Genomic DNA, 15,772 nt, shown 5'->3' on the forward strand with positions numbered 1-15,772 from the left:
GACGAGAAAGCGAGACCCTAGGAGCATACATAAGTATGTGACTAGGGCGAGATGACGAAGTCAACACCCCCACAACGTGAAGTATGACGAGCATGTACGAATTTGATTTAATATTACTCCTACTCCAGCAGATGTGTGTCTACCTCGTTATTGCTTGGGCGCTTAGCCGGACACCATTAGTTATCCCTCTTCTAAAGGTAACCATCCGCTTACCACATAAAGTCATGTGCTACCTGATTTTCTCGGTATTTTGCATTATCGGTACTTATTTTGGTTTGCATATCAATGATTCTATTGCTAATACTCGTGCTATTGGAGCCGTTCTTGGCGGCCTATTAGGTGGCCCAGCAGTGGGCTTTGCTGTTGGTTTCACTGGCGGGCTGCATCGGTATTCATTAGGGGGAATGAGTGCCTTTGCCTGTATGGTCTCAACAATTGTTGAAGGGTTGATTGGCGGGTTAGTTCATCGTTACTTTATGAAACGTGGCGAAATCAATAAAATTTTTAATCCAATGATTGCCAGTTGTGTCACTTTTGTCGCTGAAATCATACAGATGCTAATTATTTTATTGCTGGCAAAACCTTTCGATGAAGCCCTCGAACTCGTTAAAAATATCGCTGCACCGATGGTGATCGCGAATACTATTGGCGCAGCCATGTTTATTCGAATTTTACTCGACCGCCGTGCGATTGTTGAAAAATACACGACTGCATTCTCTGCTCAGGCGCTAAAAATTGCTTTAACGACTGAAGGGATTCTGCGTAAAGGCTTTAATGCTGACAACAGCATGAAGGTCGCTAAGATTATTTATCAAGAGTTAGAAATTGGTGCTGTCGCTATTACAGATCGTGAAAAAATCCTCGCGTTTATTGGCATTGGCGCTGACCACCATCGACCCGGGACACCAATTTCGTCAAGCCAATCAAGGCAAGCTATTGAGAATAATGAAGTCGTCTATGCCGACGGCAATGAGACCCCGTATAAATGTTCATTAAGCCCCACCTGTAAACTCGGCTCTGCGTTAGTGATCCCATTACGCGGAGAAAACGAAAAAGTCATTGGTACCATTAAACTGTATGAAGCGAAAAATAGCCTATTTAGTTCCATAAACCGTACCCTCGGTGAAGGGATCGCCAGTTTATTTTCTGCACAAATTTTAGCGGGCCAATATGAACGCAACAAACAATCATTGTTGCAGTCCGAGGTTAAGCTACTTCACGCGCAAGTAAATCCTCACTTTTTGTTCAATGTGCTCAACACGCTGCAAGCCGTGATCCGCAAAGATAGCCAGCAAGCAGGCCAGCTCGTGCAATATATTTCAACTTTTTTTCGCAACAACTTAAAAAGACCTGAACAAAATGCCACGCTTGGTGAAGAAATTGAACATATCAACGCCTATTTGCAAATAGAAAAAGCCCGTTTTCAAGAAAGCTTACAAATTCATATTGAGATCCCTGATGAAGTCAAACAGGTTGAACTCCCTGCTTTTACCCTGCAACCACTGGTTGAGAATGCAATTAAACATGGCACCTCACAGTTATTAGAAACGGGTTATATTACAATACGTAGTTATATCGGCAGTGAACATGTGTATATCGAAATAGAAGATAACGCAGGCCTATATAAGCCTGCAAAACAGTCTGATGGCTTAGGGATGGGCCTAGTCGATAGACGCTTACGTTTAAAATATGGTGAGCAATATGGCATCAGCGTAGAACACGAGCCAGAAAAATTCACCCGAATGAAAATTCGCCTGCCTTATTTGGCTACAACATAATAATGATTAAATTACCTCTATGAATGTATTGATTGTTGATGACGAACCTCTTGCACGGGAAAATGTGCGTTGCCTACTCGAAGAACACGATGATATTGAAATTATTGGCGAATGTGCCAATGCAATAGAAGCGATTGGCATCATCCATAAAAAGAAGCCTGATGTGGTCTTTTTGGATATTCAAATGCCACGCCTAACTGGTTTAGAAATGGTACGCATGCTAGATCCAGAAGACCGCCCTTATATTGTCTTTCTTACCGCTTTTAATGAATTTGCCATTCAGGCTTTTGAAGAACATGCTTTTGATTACTTGTTAAAACCCCTTGAAACAGAACGATTAGAAAAGACCTTAAACCGCCTACGCCAAGGTAAACAAAAGCAGAACCTTGAACTGCTCAGCAACAATGAGCCGCTGAAATTTATCCCTTGTACAGGCCATAGCCGTATTTATTTAATGAAACTTGATGAAGTGCTATATGCCACGTCGCGGATGAGTGGCGTGTATGTGATGAGTACGCAAGGATTGGAAGGTTTTACAGAGCTCACTCTGCGAACACTAGAGACTCGAACACCTTTAGTGCGCTGCCATCGCCAATATTTAGTCAATATGACCCAATTAAACGAAATTTTGTTTGGTGATGGTGGGCAAGCTGAACTGGTACTCAGTTCCGGTGAACATATCCCTGTTAGCCGCCGTTATCTCAAACCACTAAAAGAGGCACTGGGGCTAGTTTGAGTAGTTAAATAATTAAAATCTCTGGCCCGCGTAATTCGAGAAGATGTAACATTCTTAACGCGGGACCACTCGGTTTTTTTTCTTCACGCTCCCACTTAGAAACACTTTCTTTCGACATCCCAAGCGCTAATGCAAGCATCGCTTGTGACATACCATATTGAGCTCTAAGCTGCTTAATTTTTGCGCCACTCATCATTGGGACAACTTTTATTTTTTCATTTAGTTTTCTAGCGTTAACTTTTTTTTCTAGATCATTAACTAAACTTTCTGGTGCAGCATCAACCTCGCGTAACTCTTTTGCCAGCTCAAGCATATTCTCTAATTTATTGCTCATCAGTTAGCTCCTCTAAAATACCATGAGAAATTAATTCAAACAGTTTTTCATCTGTATAACTCAAAAAAAGGCGTGATAGCTGTCTATATCCCTCTAAATCATCATCTTCAATTTCTTTCGCTTTTTTAGAACTAATATTATTTTTTTCCCCACCCATCTACGAAGAAAAGGTGATGATTTATCTTGAAGAATATAATGACTCTAATTCCTCCACTTTTTCCTTTTCCATTAATTGCCATTCTTTTTTTAATCACCCCACAACCTAAATCAGCCTCGTAAATCCCTCGTAAAACCTCATTTGCTGTTTCAAATAAGCGTTGATTAGTGATCTTTATTTTCTTAGTACTGCGTTTGAATGATGAAACTTTATAGAATGCCACAACTACTCTCCATGTAGTACCGGTTACTATAGTAACAAGCACCATACCAAGAAGCAATATAGTCGATTATTTAAACAATAAAAAAACCCGCACTTCAATGAAATGCGGGTTTTGTGTTTTAGTAGGGAATTAATCCCTATAAAACCAAGTCATTATGCGTTATGGCTGCTGCTACGGCGACGAGGTGCCGCATTCGTGCCATCTTGGCGTGGAGCAGAGTTACCACGGTCACGGTTACCACCACCACGACGCTCACCGCCGCCACGACGTTCACCACCGCGCTCACCGCCACGGTCATTACGGCGACCTGCACCGAAGCCACCTTCGCTACCGCCCTCACGACGTGGACCACCACGGCGCTCACCGCCGCCACGACGTTCGAACGGTTGTGCATCACCGATCAGTTGCATTTGCGTTGGTTTATTCAGAATGCGTGCGCGACTTAAATGTGTTAACACATCCGTTGGCATACCTTTTGGCAATTCAATTGTCGAGTGCGTTCCGTACAATTTGATATTACCGATATAACGGCTGCTGATATCCGCTTCGTTAGCAATCGCACCAACAATGTGACGAACTTCCACACCATCATCACGGCCAACTTCAATACGGTACATCTCCATATCACCCACATCACGACGCTCACGACGGCCGCCACGCTCACCGCGTTCAGCACGGTCAAAACCGTTGCCGTTGCTGTTACGATCACGACGATCACCACCACGGCGGTCATCACGGTCGTTGAATTCACGACGTGGGCGACGTGGCGCATCTGGTGGCAGGATCAGCGCACGCTCGCCTTGTGCCATTTTTAACAATGCCGCTGCTAAAGTTTCCATATCGACATCTTCTGATGGAGACATTTTTGCTAACAGTGAACGGTATTGGTCTAAATCGCTGCTTTCTAATTGCTGTTGAATTTTCTCAGCAAATTTCGCCTGACGACGTTGGCTCAGCAGATCGGCATCTGGTAACTCAACTTCAGGAATAGTCAGTTTCATCGTACGTTCAACGTTACGTAGCAGACGACGTTCACGGTTTTCAACAAACAGTAACGCACGGCCCGCACGACCCGCACGACCAGTACGGCCAATACGGTGAACGTAAGACTCCGCATCCATTGGGATGTCGTAGTTAACAACTAAGCTAATACGCTCAACATCCAGACCACGCGCTGCAACGTCAGTTGCAATCAAGATATCCAAACGACCATCTTTTAAACGCTCTAACGTTTGCTCACGCAGTGCTTGGTTCATGTCACCATTAAGTGCCGCACTGTTGTAGCCATTGCGTTCTAACGCTTCAGCCACTTCTAATGTTGCATTTTTGGTACGTACGAAAATAATCGCAGCATCAAAGTCTTCTGCTTCTAAGAAACGTACTAACGCTTCATTTTTACGCATGCCGTACACAGTCCAATAGCTCTGGGCAATATCTGGACGAGTGGTAATGCTAGCCTGAATGCGAATCTCTTTCGGGTCTTTCATAAAACGACGTGTAATACGACGAATTGGCTCAGGCATTGTTGCAGAGAACAGCGCAGTTTGGTGCTCAGCTGGAATTTGGCTCATGATGTTTTCAACATCTTCAATGAAGCCCATACGCAGCATTTCATCAGCTTCGTCTAAAACTAAGCCTTTTAATTTAGAAAGGTCTAACGTGCCACGTTTTAAGTGATCAAGAAGGCGGCCTGGTGTACCCACAACAATTTGCGGTCCTTGGCGCAGTGCACGTAATTGTACGTCATAACGTTGGCCACCATACAGGGCAACAACGTTAACGCGATTCATATGTTTAGAGAAATCGCTCATTGCTTCCGCTACCTGAACAGCCAACTCACGAGTTGGTGCAAGGACTAAAATTTGCGGAGCTTTTAAATCTGGGTCGATGTTATGCAGTAATGGCAAACTAAATGCAGCAGTTTTACCGCTACCTGTTTGTGCCATACCTAATACATCATTACCATCCATTAACAATGGAATACATTGTTGTTGGATTGGTGATGGTTTTTCATATCCCAGGTCGTTTAGTGCTGTCAAAATAGATGCTGATAAACCTAACTCAGCAAAAGAAATATCGGTCTCAGTAGTCATGTAAAGGTGCCTCATACATAATGGCAGCCAGTTTACATAACCATGCGAAAATCATTTCGGTCATTTTCATTTAAAATGTGAACTGGCTCAAATTGTGTTTATTAAACGAACAAATAGGCCGTCACCCCGAGGGATGATGACTTAAAAAAATATCGTGAAATGTTCGTCAGCTATTGCTGGCCCGATTCTAAAAGGTCGTCTTGTTCTTGGCCTAACAGCGCCAATTCCAACAATGCATAGCGGTGTTCAACAAAGCTGTGAGCGTTGTTAGCTACCGTCAGTTTGAATAACGCAACTGCGCTATCCTTATCCCCCAGACTTAGGTAATGCTTACCTAAATAGAAGTTAGTTTCACTGAGATGCTCAGCGAGCGAAGTGTTATCCGTAGACGTTTCTTTCAAACGCGCCATCAATGTATTTTCATCGATATTGCCAAGATAGAATTCTACGATATTCCAGCCCCATTGCCCTTTCTCCGCTTGGTTGTAGCGGGCGGCAAGATTATCTTGCGCCATACGCGGGTCTATGTCTTTCTCTACGAGATAAAGCCACAGTGTACGAAAAGGATCATTTGGATCTATCTGATAATACGCCAGCAGATCATCCTGCGCTAGTTTGTATCGTTCACCGTAATATAATGCGATGCCACGATTCATTCGCGCGAAATTGTAAGTTGGATCAAGCTCTAAAACAGAATCAAACGCTTCATAGGCAGCATCATAATTGCCTGCCTGCGTAAAATATATCCCTAAAAAATTAAAAACTTCAGGAATATCAGGACGAATGGCTAACGCAGTTGAAAAATCATTACGCGCCAGTGCCCTTAAACCGAGACTATCATACAACACACCGCGCTCATATAAAAGCTGTGCGTATTCATCATCGGTTAAAGACCGGCTCGCAAGGATTTGTTCCATACGAGCCAGTATCACTTCTTGTTGCAATGAAGGTTGAAGTGGAACGGCAAATACCTCGTTCTTTCGCCAATCTTTGCTACTACATCCAATAATAACAAAAAAGATAAGCGCCAAGAGCACACGCGGTAACGTGCGATAATCTCTCACCCGAAGACAGATACTGTTCGACATACTCCGCCCTTACATTACCACGCTTTACAAATTATGGTTTCAGCAAATTTAGGCTGATAGCGCCCTAATTTAATAGAACGCTGTTAGGTCAGCTTACTCTGCTGAGTCCTGCGGCTGTGCAGTTGGTTCTTCAGTTGCTACCGCTTCTTTCATGCTAAGGCGGATACGACCTTGACGGTCAATTTCCAATACCTTAACAGGAACTTCTTGACCCATTTGCAGGTAATCTGTCACTTTCTCAACACGCTTATCCGCGATTTGAGAAATATGAACCAGACCTTCTTTACCCCCACCAATCGCAACGAATGCACCAAAGTCGACGATACGGGTTACTTTACCTGGGTAAATGCGGCCCACTTCAACTTCTGCAGTAATGTCTTCGATACGACGAATGGCTTCTTTCGCTTTCAGGCCATCAGTTGCGGCAATCTTAACAGTACCATCATCTTCGATTTCAATCGTTGTGCCAGTTTCTTCCGTTAATGCACGGATCACTGAACCACCTTTACCGATGACATCTTTGATTTTGTCTGAGTTAATTTTGATCGTGTAAATGCGTGGTGCAAATTCAGAGATCTCTTCACGTGGACCATTAATTGCTTGTTCCATTGTACCAAGAATGTGCAGACGTGCACCTTTTGCTTGGTTCAGAGCAACTTGCATGATTTCACGTGTGATACCTTCGATTTTGATGTCCATTTGCAGTGCACTGATACCTTCACGGCTACCAGCTACTTTAAAGTCCATGTCACCTAAGTGGTCTTCGTCACCTAAGATGTCAGACAGAACAACGAAATCGTTACCTTCTTTCACCAGACCCATTGCAATACCTGCAACAGCGGCTTTAATTGGCACACCAGCATCCATCAGTGCTAATGATGCACCACAAACAGATGCCATTGATGATGAACCATTAGATTCAGTGATTTCAGATACAACACGGATAGTGTATGGGAAATCAGCGTGGTCTGGCATTACTGCTAACACACCACGTTTCGCTAAGCGGCCATGACCGATTTCACGACGTTTTGGTGAACCCACCATGCCAGTTTCACCAACAGAGTATGGAGGGAAGTTGTAATGGAATAAGAAACGGTCAGTATATTCGCCCATTAATTGGTCGATAACCTGCGCATCACGTTCTGTACCTAACGTTGCCGTTACCAGTGCTTGAGTTTCACCACGAGTAAACAGTGCAGAACCGTGAGTACGTGGCAGAACACCCGTACGAACGTCCAGAGCGCGAACCATATCTTTTTCGCGGCCATCGATGCGTGGCTCACCACGGATAACACGGCTACGAACAACTTGTTTTTCTAAGCTTGCTAAAATGTCAGCAACTTCAGAAACATCAACGTTTTCGTCTTCAGCAACTAATACTGCAGTGACTTCTTCTTTGATTAAGTCAACCTGCGCGTAGCGCTCTTGTTTTTCAGTGATGCGGTAAGCGTCGCCCATACGGCTTTCAGCTAATTGTGCAACACGGTCATGCAGAGCTTGGTTAACTGGCTCTGGCTGCCAATCCCATTTCTCTTTACCAGCTTCTTTCACTAATTCATTGATATTCTGAATAACAACTTGTTGTTGGTCGTGGCCAAATACCACCGCACCTAACATTTGTTCTTCACTTAACAGTTCAGCTTCAGATTCAACCATCAATACTGCGTTATCGGTACCTGCAACCACTAAGTCCAAACGGCTGTTTTTCAGCTCGTCCGCTGTAGGGTTCAGAACATATTGGTCATTGATAAAACCAACACGTGCCGCACCGATTGGGCCATTGAATGGAACACCTGACAGTGCGAGTACTGCGGACGCACCGATCATCGCAACGATGTCTGGGTTAACTTGTGGGTTAACAGACACAACAGTTGCAATGATTTGGATTTCGTTCAAGAAACCTTCTGGGAACAGAGGGCGTAGAGGACGGTCAATCAGACGAGCGATTAACGTTTCGCCTTCACCAGGACGGCCTTCACGACGGAAGAAGCTTCCTGGGATGCGGCCCGCTGCATATGTACGTTCTTGATAGTTAACAGTTAAAGGGAAGAAGTCTTGACCTTCTTTCACTTTTTTCTGTGCAACTGCAGTCACAAATACTGCAGTGTCATCCATGTTAACCATAACAGCAGCAGATGCTTGGCGTGCGATCATACCTGTTTCAATCGAAACAGTATGTTGACCGTATTGGAATTTACGAACAATAGGATTTAACACTATATTACCCTTTTTGTAAGGCTACCTGAGATTCTCAGGGAGCATTGGCTTACTCTTCCTACTACAGCCTCGCGACTAATGAGAATACTGATATTCCAGTGATCAATTCTCTCATTAGCCGCGCGAATCGGATGCAGCGAAGAGGCATTAATAAAACAACTTACTACGACTCATAGCTTAGCATTTAAGTTAAGTATAATTCGAGTATTACTTCAACTTTCAAAATAACTTTTAGAAGAAAAGGGGCCTCTGGCCCCTTTTCTCTGAAACTGACTCTACTCGTCATATTTCAAGTTGCAACGTTGTTGACTACATTCACTCGTACTAGCCACATACTGATGTATGTTCTAGTATCTCACTCATTTTTAGCCTAGCTGCAACTCGAATTATCTAGAGTAAGATTAGCGACGCAGACCTAAACGCTCGATAAGAGCAGTGTAACGCGCGATATCTTTACCTTTCAAGTAAGCTTGTAAGCGACGACGCTGAGCAACCATACGCAGCAGACCACGACGGCTGTGGTGATCTTTTTTGTGCTCTGCAAAGTGGCTTTGCAGGTGGTTGATTTGTGCAGTCAGCAGAGCGATTTGAACTTCGCTTGAACCAGTGTCATTTTCACCGCGGCCGAACTCAGCAACGATTTTAGCTTTCGCTTCATTACTTAGAGACATAATAAACTCCAAAATGATTAATGTAAGTGATGAGAGCCAATCTCTAATTTAGCATCTCAAGATTAAGCGCCGCTATTCTACGCTGCTTAAGGCAGCAAAGCAATAAGCGCTACTACGCGGGCTGTTCATTTTCCACAACCAAACGCTTCGGTGCGATACGTCCATCCTCACTCACCAGAGCAATACCGATAAACCGCTGCGCTGTACCACAAGTGACTCGAACCATACCGTTTTCTTCAAGGCCTTCAACCGCGGCTCTCACAGGTTGACCCTGTTTAAAGTAAGCCGCTGTTTCCTCTGTAATATTTACAGCTGGAAAATGAACGACTGCGGTATCCATTGGCAATAATAAAGTATCAAGCAAGGACTCAAAAGAACCTTCACCTGCATCTACTTTTGCTCGTAAGGCGGCTAATTGCTCTAATGTTACCATTCGCTCATAAGGATAGTTAGCCACTTGCACTCGACGCAAGTAAATCACATGCGCACCACAGCCTAACATCTCACCGAGGTCATCAATAATTGTACGAATATAGGTTCCTTTAGAACAGTGTATTTCCAGCTCTAATTCGTTATTTTCTAAACGAATAAACTGCAATTCATACACTGTAATTGGACGAGCTTCACGCTCAACCGTAATTCCTTTACGCGCATATTCATACAATGGACGACCTTGATGTTTCAGCGCAGAATACATTGAAGGAACTTGTAATGTATCACCGCGGAAAAACGCTAAAGCGTCATCCAGTTGCTGCTGTGTAAACTCTACGTTACGCTCACTGATAATTTCGCCGTGTGAATCTGATGTGTCAGTACGTTGCCCAAGACGAGCAATGACGCGATAACGTTTATCTGAATCGAGTAAAAACTGGGAAAATTTCGTCGCTTCGCCAAGACAAACAGGCAACATACCTGTTGCAAGAGGGTCAAGTGCCCCTGTGTGTCCAGCTTTATTGGCATTAAAAAAGCGCCGCACTTTTTGCAGCGCATCATTTGAAGAAATATCCGTGGGTTTATCCAGCAGCACTACGCCGTCAATATTACGGCCGCTACGACGACGCCCCATTATTTTTCCTCTTTATCACTAACATCCGCACGACGTTTTTCATCATCGCGGATCACATTTGACACTAAATTAGACATTCGCATACCGTCAACAAGAGAGTTGTCATACTCAAATGTTAACTCAGGAATGATACGTAAGCGCATGGCTTTTCCAATTAATGAACGTATAAAGCCTGATGCTTCATTTAATGCTTTAATGCCGTCTGCAACCATTTCTTCTTCGCTTTTATCATTAGCGATATTGAAGAAGGTCACAAAGACTTTACCGTATGCGAGATCGCGAGATAACTCGACACCTGAAACGGTAGCCATACCAATACGTGGGTCTTTGATCTCACGTTGTAAGATGATCGCAATTTCTTTTTGCATCTCTTGCGCAACGCGCTGAGCACGACTGAATTCTTTTGCCATCGTTATGTCTCCTGACAATAAAGGGGGCTATCGCCCCCTTATAACACTATTTTGTAGTCACGATGCTTCGTGGGCTCTCACAAAATTAACCGTCAATAGAACGTTTAACTTCAATGATTTCGAAGACTTCGATCATATCGCCAACGCGAACGTCGTTGTAGTTCTTAACGCCGATACCACATTCCATACCGTTACGAACTTCACTAACGTCATCTTTAAAGCGACGCAGTGATTCTAATTCACCTTCATAGATAACGACGTTATCACGCAGGACACGGATTGGGTTATTACGTTTAATGGTACCTTCAGTAACCATACAACCAGCAACTGCACCAAATTTCGGTGATTTAAATACATCACGGACTTCTGCCAGACCAATGATTTGCTGTTTGTATTCAGGTGCCAACATACCACTCATCGCTTGTTTGATTTCATCAATCAAGCTATAGATGACCGAGTAGTAACGTAAATCAACACTTTCGCTTTCAATTACACGACGTGCAGAGGCATCAGCACGGACGTTAAAGCCAAGGATGATTGCGTTTGATGCAGCAGCCAGTGTCGCGTCAGTTTCAGTGATACCACCCACGCCTGAACCGATAATTTTCACTTTAACTTCATCTGTTGACAGTTTCATCAGAGAGTCAGTGATCGCTTCACAAGTACCTTGAACGTCAGTTTTCAGTACAATGTTCAGTTCAGAAACTTTACCTTCTTCCATGTTAGCAAACATGTTTTCCAGTTTAGATTTCTGCTGACGAGCTAATTTAACATCGCGGAATTTACCTTGACGGTACAGGGCAACTTCACGTGCTTTTTTCTCATCACGAACAACTGTCGCTTCGTCACCCGCTGAAGGGACGCTAGACAGACCTAAAATCTCAACAGGCATTGATGGACCGGCAGATTGAACATCTTTACCGAGTTCGTTACGCATTGCACGAATACGGCCATATTCAAATCCACACAGGACGATATCACCTTTGTTCAGCGTACCTTCTTGAACTAGGATAGTTGCCACAGGGCCACGACCTTTGTCTAAGTAAGACTCAACAACCACGCCGCTTGCCATGCCGGTATAAACTGCTTTCAGTTCTAAAACTTCAGCTTGCAGTAACAGTGCATCAAGTAAATCGTCAATACCTGTACCCACTTTCGCAGATACACCGATAAATTGCGTATCACCGCCCCACTCTTCAGAAATAACACCGTACTGAGACAGCTCATTTCTAACACGGTCAATATCCGCTTCTGGTTTATCAATTTTGTTCACAGCAACAACAATCGGTACACCCGCAGCTTTCGCATGTTGGATAGCTTCGATAGTTTGTGGCATTACGCCATCGTCCGCTGCAACAACCAGAACAACGATATCTGTTGCCTGAGCACCACGAGCACGCATAGATGTAAACGCGGCGTGACCTGGGGTATCTAGGAAGGTAATCATACCTTTGTCAGTTTGCACGTGGTAAGCACCGATGTGCTGAGTAATACCACCCGCTTCGCCTGATGCCACTTTCGTTGAACGAATGTAGTCAAGTAAAGAGGTTTTACCGTGGTCAACGTGACCCATGATGGTAACAACTGGTGCACGTGGTTCTTGCGCTGCAGAACCAGTATCACGGTCATTCATTACCGATTCTTCTAACTCGTTCTCACGACGCAGAATAACTTTGTGACCCATTTCTTCTGCGACTAATTGTGCAGTTTCTTGGTCAATCACTTGGTTGATAGTCGCCATAGCGCCCATCTTCATCATCGTTTTGATGACTTGAGAACCTTTTACTGCCATTTTATTCGCGAGTTCACCCACAGTGATAGTCTCGCCAATCACAACATCACGGTTAACCGCTGCTGCTGGCTTAGTAAAGCTTTGCTGTAAAGAACTACCTTTACGTTGTTTACCTTTAGTACGGCCTGAACGACCCGCAGCACGCTCTTCTTCGCGGTCTGCTTTCTCAGAAAGTTTGTTACCTTTTTTCTGACGAGGTGCTTTCGCTGTACGGTTACGTGAACGACGGCCTTCTTCTTTCTCATCACTTTCATCTTCAGCAGCGCGAGCATGCGTTGAAGTGGTTGTGTGATAATCGCTGTCTTCTTCAGTTTTCGTGTCAGCAGTCCATTTTTCGCCGTTTTCTTCAGCCATTTTGCGTGCTTCTTCAGCCACGCGACGTGCTTCTGCTTCAACTTTGCGCTGAGTTTCTTCTTCAGCTTTACGTTTTAGCTCCGCAGCTTCAGCTTCACGGCGTTGTTTGTCGGCATTACTTTCTACAGCTTTGCCTGCTTTTTGTTGATTTTCGCTTGGTTTCACTTTTTCTCTTTCCGCTGCTTCGCGCGTCGCTTTATCTGCTGCTTCACGTTTTGCTTTCTCTTGGGCTTCACGTTTTGCCTTTTCTTCCGCTTCACGTTTAGTTGTTTCTTCTGCTAATCGTTTTGCATCTGCTTGACGTTGTGCCAGTTCTTCAGCTTCGCGCTGTGCCTGCTCTTCCGCTTCACGCTGCGCCTGTTCTTCCGCTTTTGCTTCTTCAGCATCACGGTTCACATAAGTGCGTTTTTTGCGGACTTCAACATTTACCGATTTGCTTTTGCCACCGGTGACGGGGACACTCAGCGTACTACGAGTTTTGCGCTGTAGTGTCAATTTGCTTGGCTGACCCGCTGCCCCGCCTTGTTCACGGTTTAAATGGCTCAGTAAAGCTTCTTTTTCTGACTGACTAACAGAGTCATTCTCACCTTTTTTGATCCCTGCTTCAGCAAATTGCTGTACCAGGCGATCAACTGTGGTTTGAATTTCCGTTGCCAATGTTTTTACAGTTTCTGTCATGCCGTTCCTTCCTGCTACAGTGTTTACGCATCGTTACCGAACCAGCAAATATTACGTGCGGCCATGATGAGCGTACCTGCTTTCTCATCATCCAGACCTTCAATATCAATCAGGTCGTCGATGCCCTGCTCAGCAAGATCTTCCAGTGTACAGATTCCACGAGTAGCCAAATTATAGGCAAGAGTACGATCCATACCTTCAAGATTCAACAAATCTTCTGCTGGCTGATTATCACCTAGGCTCTCTTTTTGAGCCAATTCTATTGTGGTGAGGGCCGCTTTCGCTCTTTCACGTAGAACTTCAACAGTCTCTTCATCAAGACCATCAATTTCCAGAAGTTCATTAATAGGCACGTAAGCCAGTTCTTCTAACGTCGAGAAGCCTTCTTCAACAAGTGCAGTGGCAAACTCTTCATCAATATCAAGATGCTTGGTGAATGTATCAATAGAAGCATGTGCTTCTGCCTGATGTTTTGCATTAAGCTCTTCTGCGGTCATGACGTTTAATTCCCACTTGTCATCACCACGGTGTTTTTTCAGTAATTGAGCTGCCAGACGTACGTTTTGACCGTTACGTCCAATGGCTTGTGCCAGATTACTGCTTTCTACGGCAACATCCATCGTACATTTGTCTTCATCGACTACGATAGATGCAACATCAGCCGGAGCCATTGCATTAATAACGAATTGAGCTGGGTTATCGTCCCATAACACAATATCAATTCTTTCGCCGCCTAATTCACTAGAAACGGCTTGAACTCGCGCTCCACGCATACCAACACAAGCACCAACAGGGTCGATACGCTTGTCATTAGTTTTCACCGCAATTTTTGCACGAGAACCTGGGTCACGGGCAGCGGCTTTAATTTCAATAATTTCTTCGCCAATTTCTGGTACTTCAATGCGGAATAATTCAATCAGCATTTCAGGGCGAGAACGCGTAACAAAAAGTTGCGCACCGCGTGCCTCAGGACGAACATCATACAGGACTCCGCGGATACGGTCACCTGGACGGAAGTTTTCACGTGGCAACATATCTTCACGCAGAATCACAGCTTCAGCGTTATTGCCTAAATCTAACGTGATATTTTCACGATTAACTTTTTTCACCTGAGCCGTGATAATTTCACCTTGTTGCTCACGGAATTGGTCAACAACCATCGCACGCTCTGCTTCGCGTACTTTCTGTACGATAACTTGCTTAGCTGTTTGAGTGGTAATACGGTCAAATACAACAGACTCGATTTGGTCTTCGACGTACTCTCCAAGCTGCAGTGCCGGATCTTCGTATTGAGCCGCTTCTAATGTAATTTCACGCGTTGGCATTGTGACTTCTTCGACAATTAACCAACGACGGAAGGTATCGAAATCACCTGATTTACGGTCAATTTCCACACGGACATCAATTTCTTGCTCGTATTTCTTTTTAGTTGCCGTCGCTAATGCAGTTTCCAGAGCCTCGAAGATTTTTTCACGAGGGAGGGATTTTTCGTTAGAAACCGCTTCTACAACAGCCAGAATTTCTTTATTCATCCTAGTTGCCTCATTGAACTTTATTAAAAGTGGGGTACCAAGTTAGCTTTCTGGATGTTGCCGAGGGCGAACACCTCATCCTTACCATCTACAGTAACCGTAATCATTTCACCGTCTATGGCCTTAATAACGCCTTGCCACCTACGGCGGTTCTGCATTGCTATACGCAAAGTCAATGCCACCTCTTCACCCATAAAACGCTCGTAATGCGCAATAGTGAATAATGGACGCTCAAGCCCTGGTGACGATATTTCCAGGTTATAAATGACAGAAATTGGATCTTCAACGTCCAATACTGCACTGACCTGATGGCTGACATCAGCACAATCATCAACAGTGATGCCTTCTTCACTATCGATGAAGACACGCAGTGTCGATGTGCGACCACGGATAAACTCTAAGCCAACAAATTCAAAGCCTAGCGCCTCCACCGGTGCTGAAATCATCTCTGTTAATTTCTGTTCTAATGTGGACAAGCCCACCCCCAGACATAAAAAAAGGGCTATAAAAGCCCAGTTAATTCGATTGTCAAATAACAAAAAACCCCGAAATTCGGGGCTTTATGCAACTGGACCCTGTAGTGCACGGGTTCACCATATTCTTATTATACCTGTAAAATCTAGAGAAATCGATGAGAAATTTT

The 15,772-nt window shown here is 44.2% G+C and carries 13 protein-coding genes; 2 read left to right on the plus strand and 11 right to left on the minus strand.

What is annotated here, in order from left to right:
- Positions 1-92: 92 nt before the first annotated feature.
- Both PSF09_RS05640 and btsR read left to right on the plus strand, forming a co-directional pair.
- Positions 93-1,778 carry a sensor histidine kinase gene (locus tag PSF09_RS05640; protein WP_210835658.1) on the plus strand — a complete coding sequence of 562 codons (1,686 nt, stop codon included), beginning with the start codon at positions 93-95 and terminating at the stop codon, positions 1,776-1,778.
- A gap of 19 nt (positions 1,779-1,797) precedes the next feature.
- Entirely contained in the window at positions 1,798-2,514 is a 717-nt protein-coding gene (btsR, locus tag PSF09_RS05645; protein WP_210835660.1) for a two-component system response regulator BtsR, read from the plus strand.
- A 4-nt stretch (positions 2,515-2,518) separates the two neighbouring features.
- Here btsR and PSF09_RS05650 read toward each other — a convergent pair whose 3' ends face one another.
- The 11 genes from PSF09_RS05650 to rimP form a co-directional block, all read right to left on the minus strand.
- Entirely contained in the window at positions 2,519-2,848 is a 330-nt protein-coding gene (locus PSF09_RS05650; RefSeq protein ID WP_210835662.1) for a helix-turn-helix domain-containing protein, read from the minus strand.
- A 137-nt stretch (positions 2,849-2,985) separates the two neighbouring features.
- Entirely contained in the window at positions 2,986-3,228 is a 243-nt protein-coding gene (locus PSF09_RS05655; RefSeq protein ID WP_272683614.1) for a type II toxin-antitoxin system RelE/ParE family toxin, read from the minus strand.
- 152 nt (positions 3,229-3,380) lie between these two features.
- Positions 3,381-5,321, minus strand: a complete 1,941-nt coding sequence (locus tag PSF09_RS05660; RefSeq protein ID WP_102138207.1) for a DEAD/DEAH family ATP-dependent RNA helicase — start codon at positions 5,319-5,321, stop codon at positions 3,381-3,383.
- Between the two features lie 170 nt (positions 5,322-5,491).
- A complete protein-coding gene (gene nlpI, locus PSF09_RS05665; RefSeq protein ID WP_004907480.1) occupies positions 5,492-6,409 on the minus strand; it encodes a lipoprotein NlpI in 918 nt (305 codons plus the stop codon).
- Positions 6,410-6,502: 93 nt separating this feature from the next.
- Complete coding sequence (pnp, locus tag PSF09_RS05670) at positions 6,503-8,626, minus strand: polyribonucleotide nucleotidyltransferase (RefSeq protein WP_210835670.1); 2,124 nt, start codon at positions 8,624-8,626, stop codon at positions 6,503-6,505.
- 401 nt (positions 8,627-9,027) lie between these two features.
- A complete protein-coding gene (gene rpsO, locus PSF09_RS05675) occupies positions 9,028-9,297 on the minus strand; it encodes a 30S ribosomal protein S15 (protein ID WP_004905890.1) in 270 nt (89 codons plus the stop codon).
- A gap of 112 nt (positions 9,298-9,409) precedes the next feature.
- A complete protein-coding gene (gene truB, locus PSF09_RS05680; protein ID WP_272683615.1) occupies positions 9,410-10,363 on the minus strand; it encodes a tRNA pseudouridine(55) synthase TruB in 954 nt (317 codons plus the stop codon).
- Entirely contained in the window at positions 10,363-10,773 is a 411-nt protein-coding gene (rbfA, locus tag PSF09_RS05685) for a 30S ribosome-binding factor RbfA (RefSeq protein ID WP_004905894.1), read from the minus strand. The genes truB and rbfA overlap by 1 nt, the downstream gene beginning before the upstream one ends.
- 85 nt (positions 10,774-10,858) lie before the next feature.
- Complete coding sequence (gene infB, locus PSF09_RS05690) at positions 10,859-13,597, minus strand: translation initiation factor IF-2 (protein ID WP_272683616.1); 2,739 nt, start codon at positions 13,595-13,597, stop codon at positions 10,859-10,861.
- A 23-nt stretch (positions 13,598-13,620) separates the two neighbouring features.
- Entirely contained in the window at positions 13,621-15,129 is a 1,509-nt protein-coding gene (gene nusA, locus PSF09_RS05695; protein WP_004905898.1) for a transcription termination factor NusA, read from the minus strand.
- 23 nt (positions 15,130-15,152) lie between these two features.
- Positions 15,153-15,605, minus strand: coding sequence for a ribosome maturation factor RimP (rimP, locus tag PSF09_RS05700; RefSeq protein WP_004907471.1), 453 nt, complete (start codon positions 15,603-15,605; stop codon positions 15,153-15,155).
- Between the last annotated feature and the right edge of the window lie 167 nt (positions 15,606-15,772).

It is taken from the genome of Providencia sp. PROV141, from assembly GCF_028481645.1.
GTDB lineage: Bacteria > Pseudomonadota > Gammaproteobacteria > Enterobacterales > Enterobacteriaceae > Providencia > Providencia rettgeri.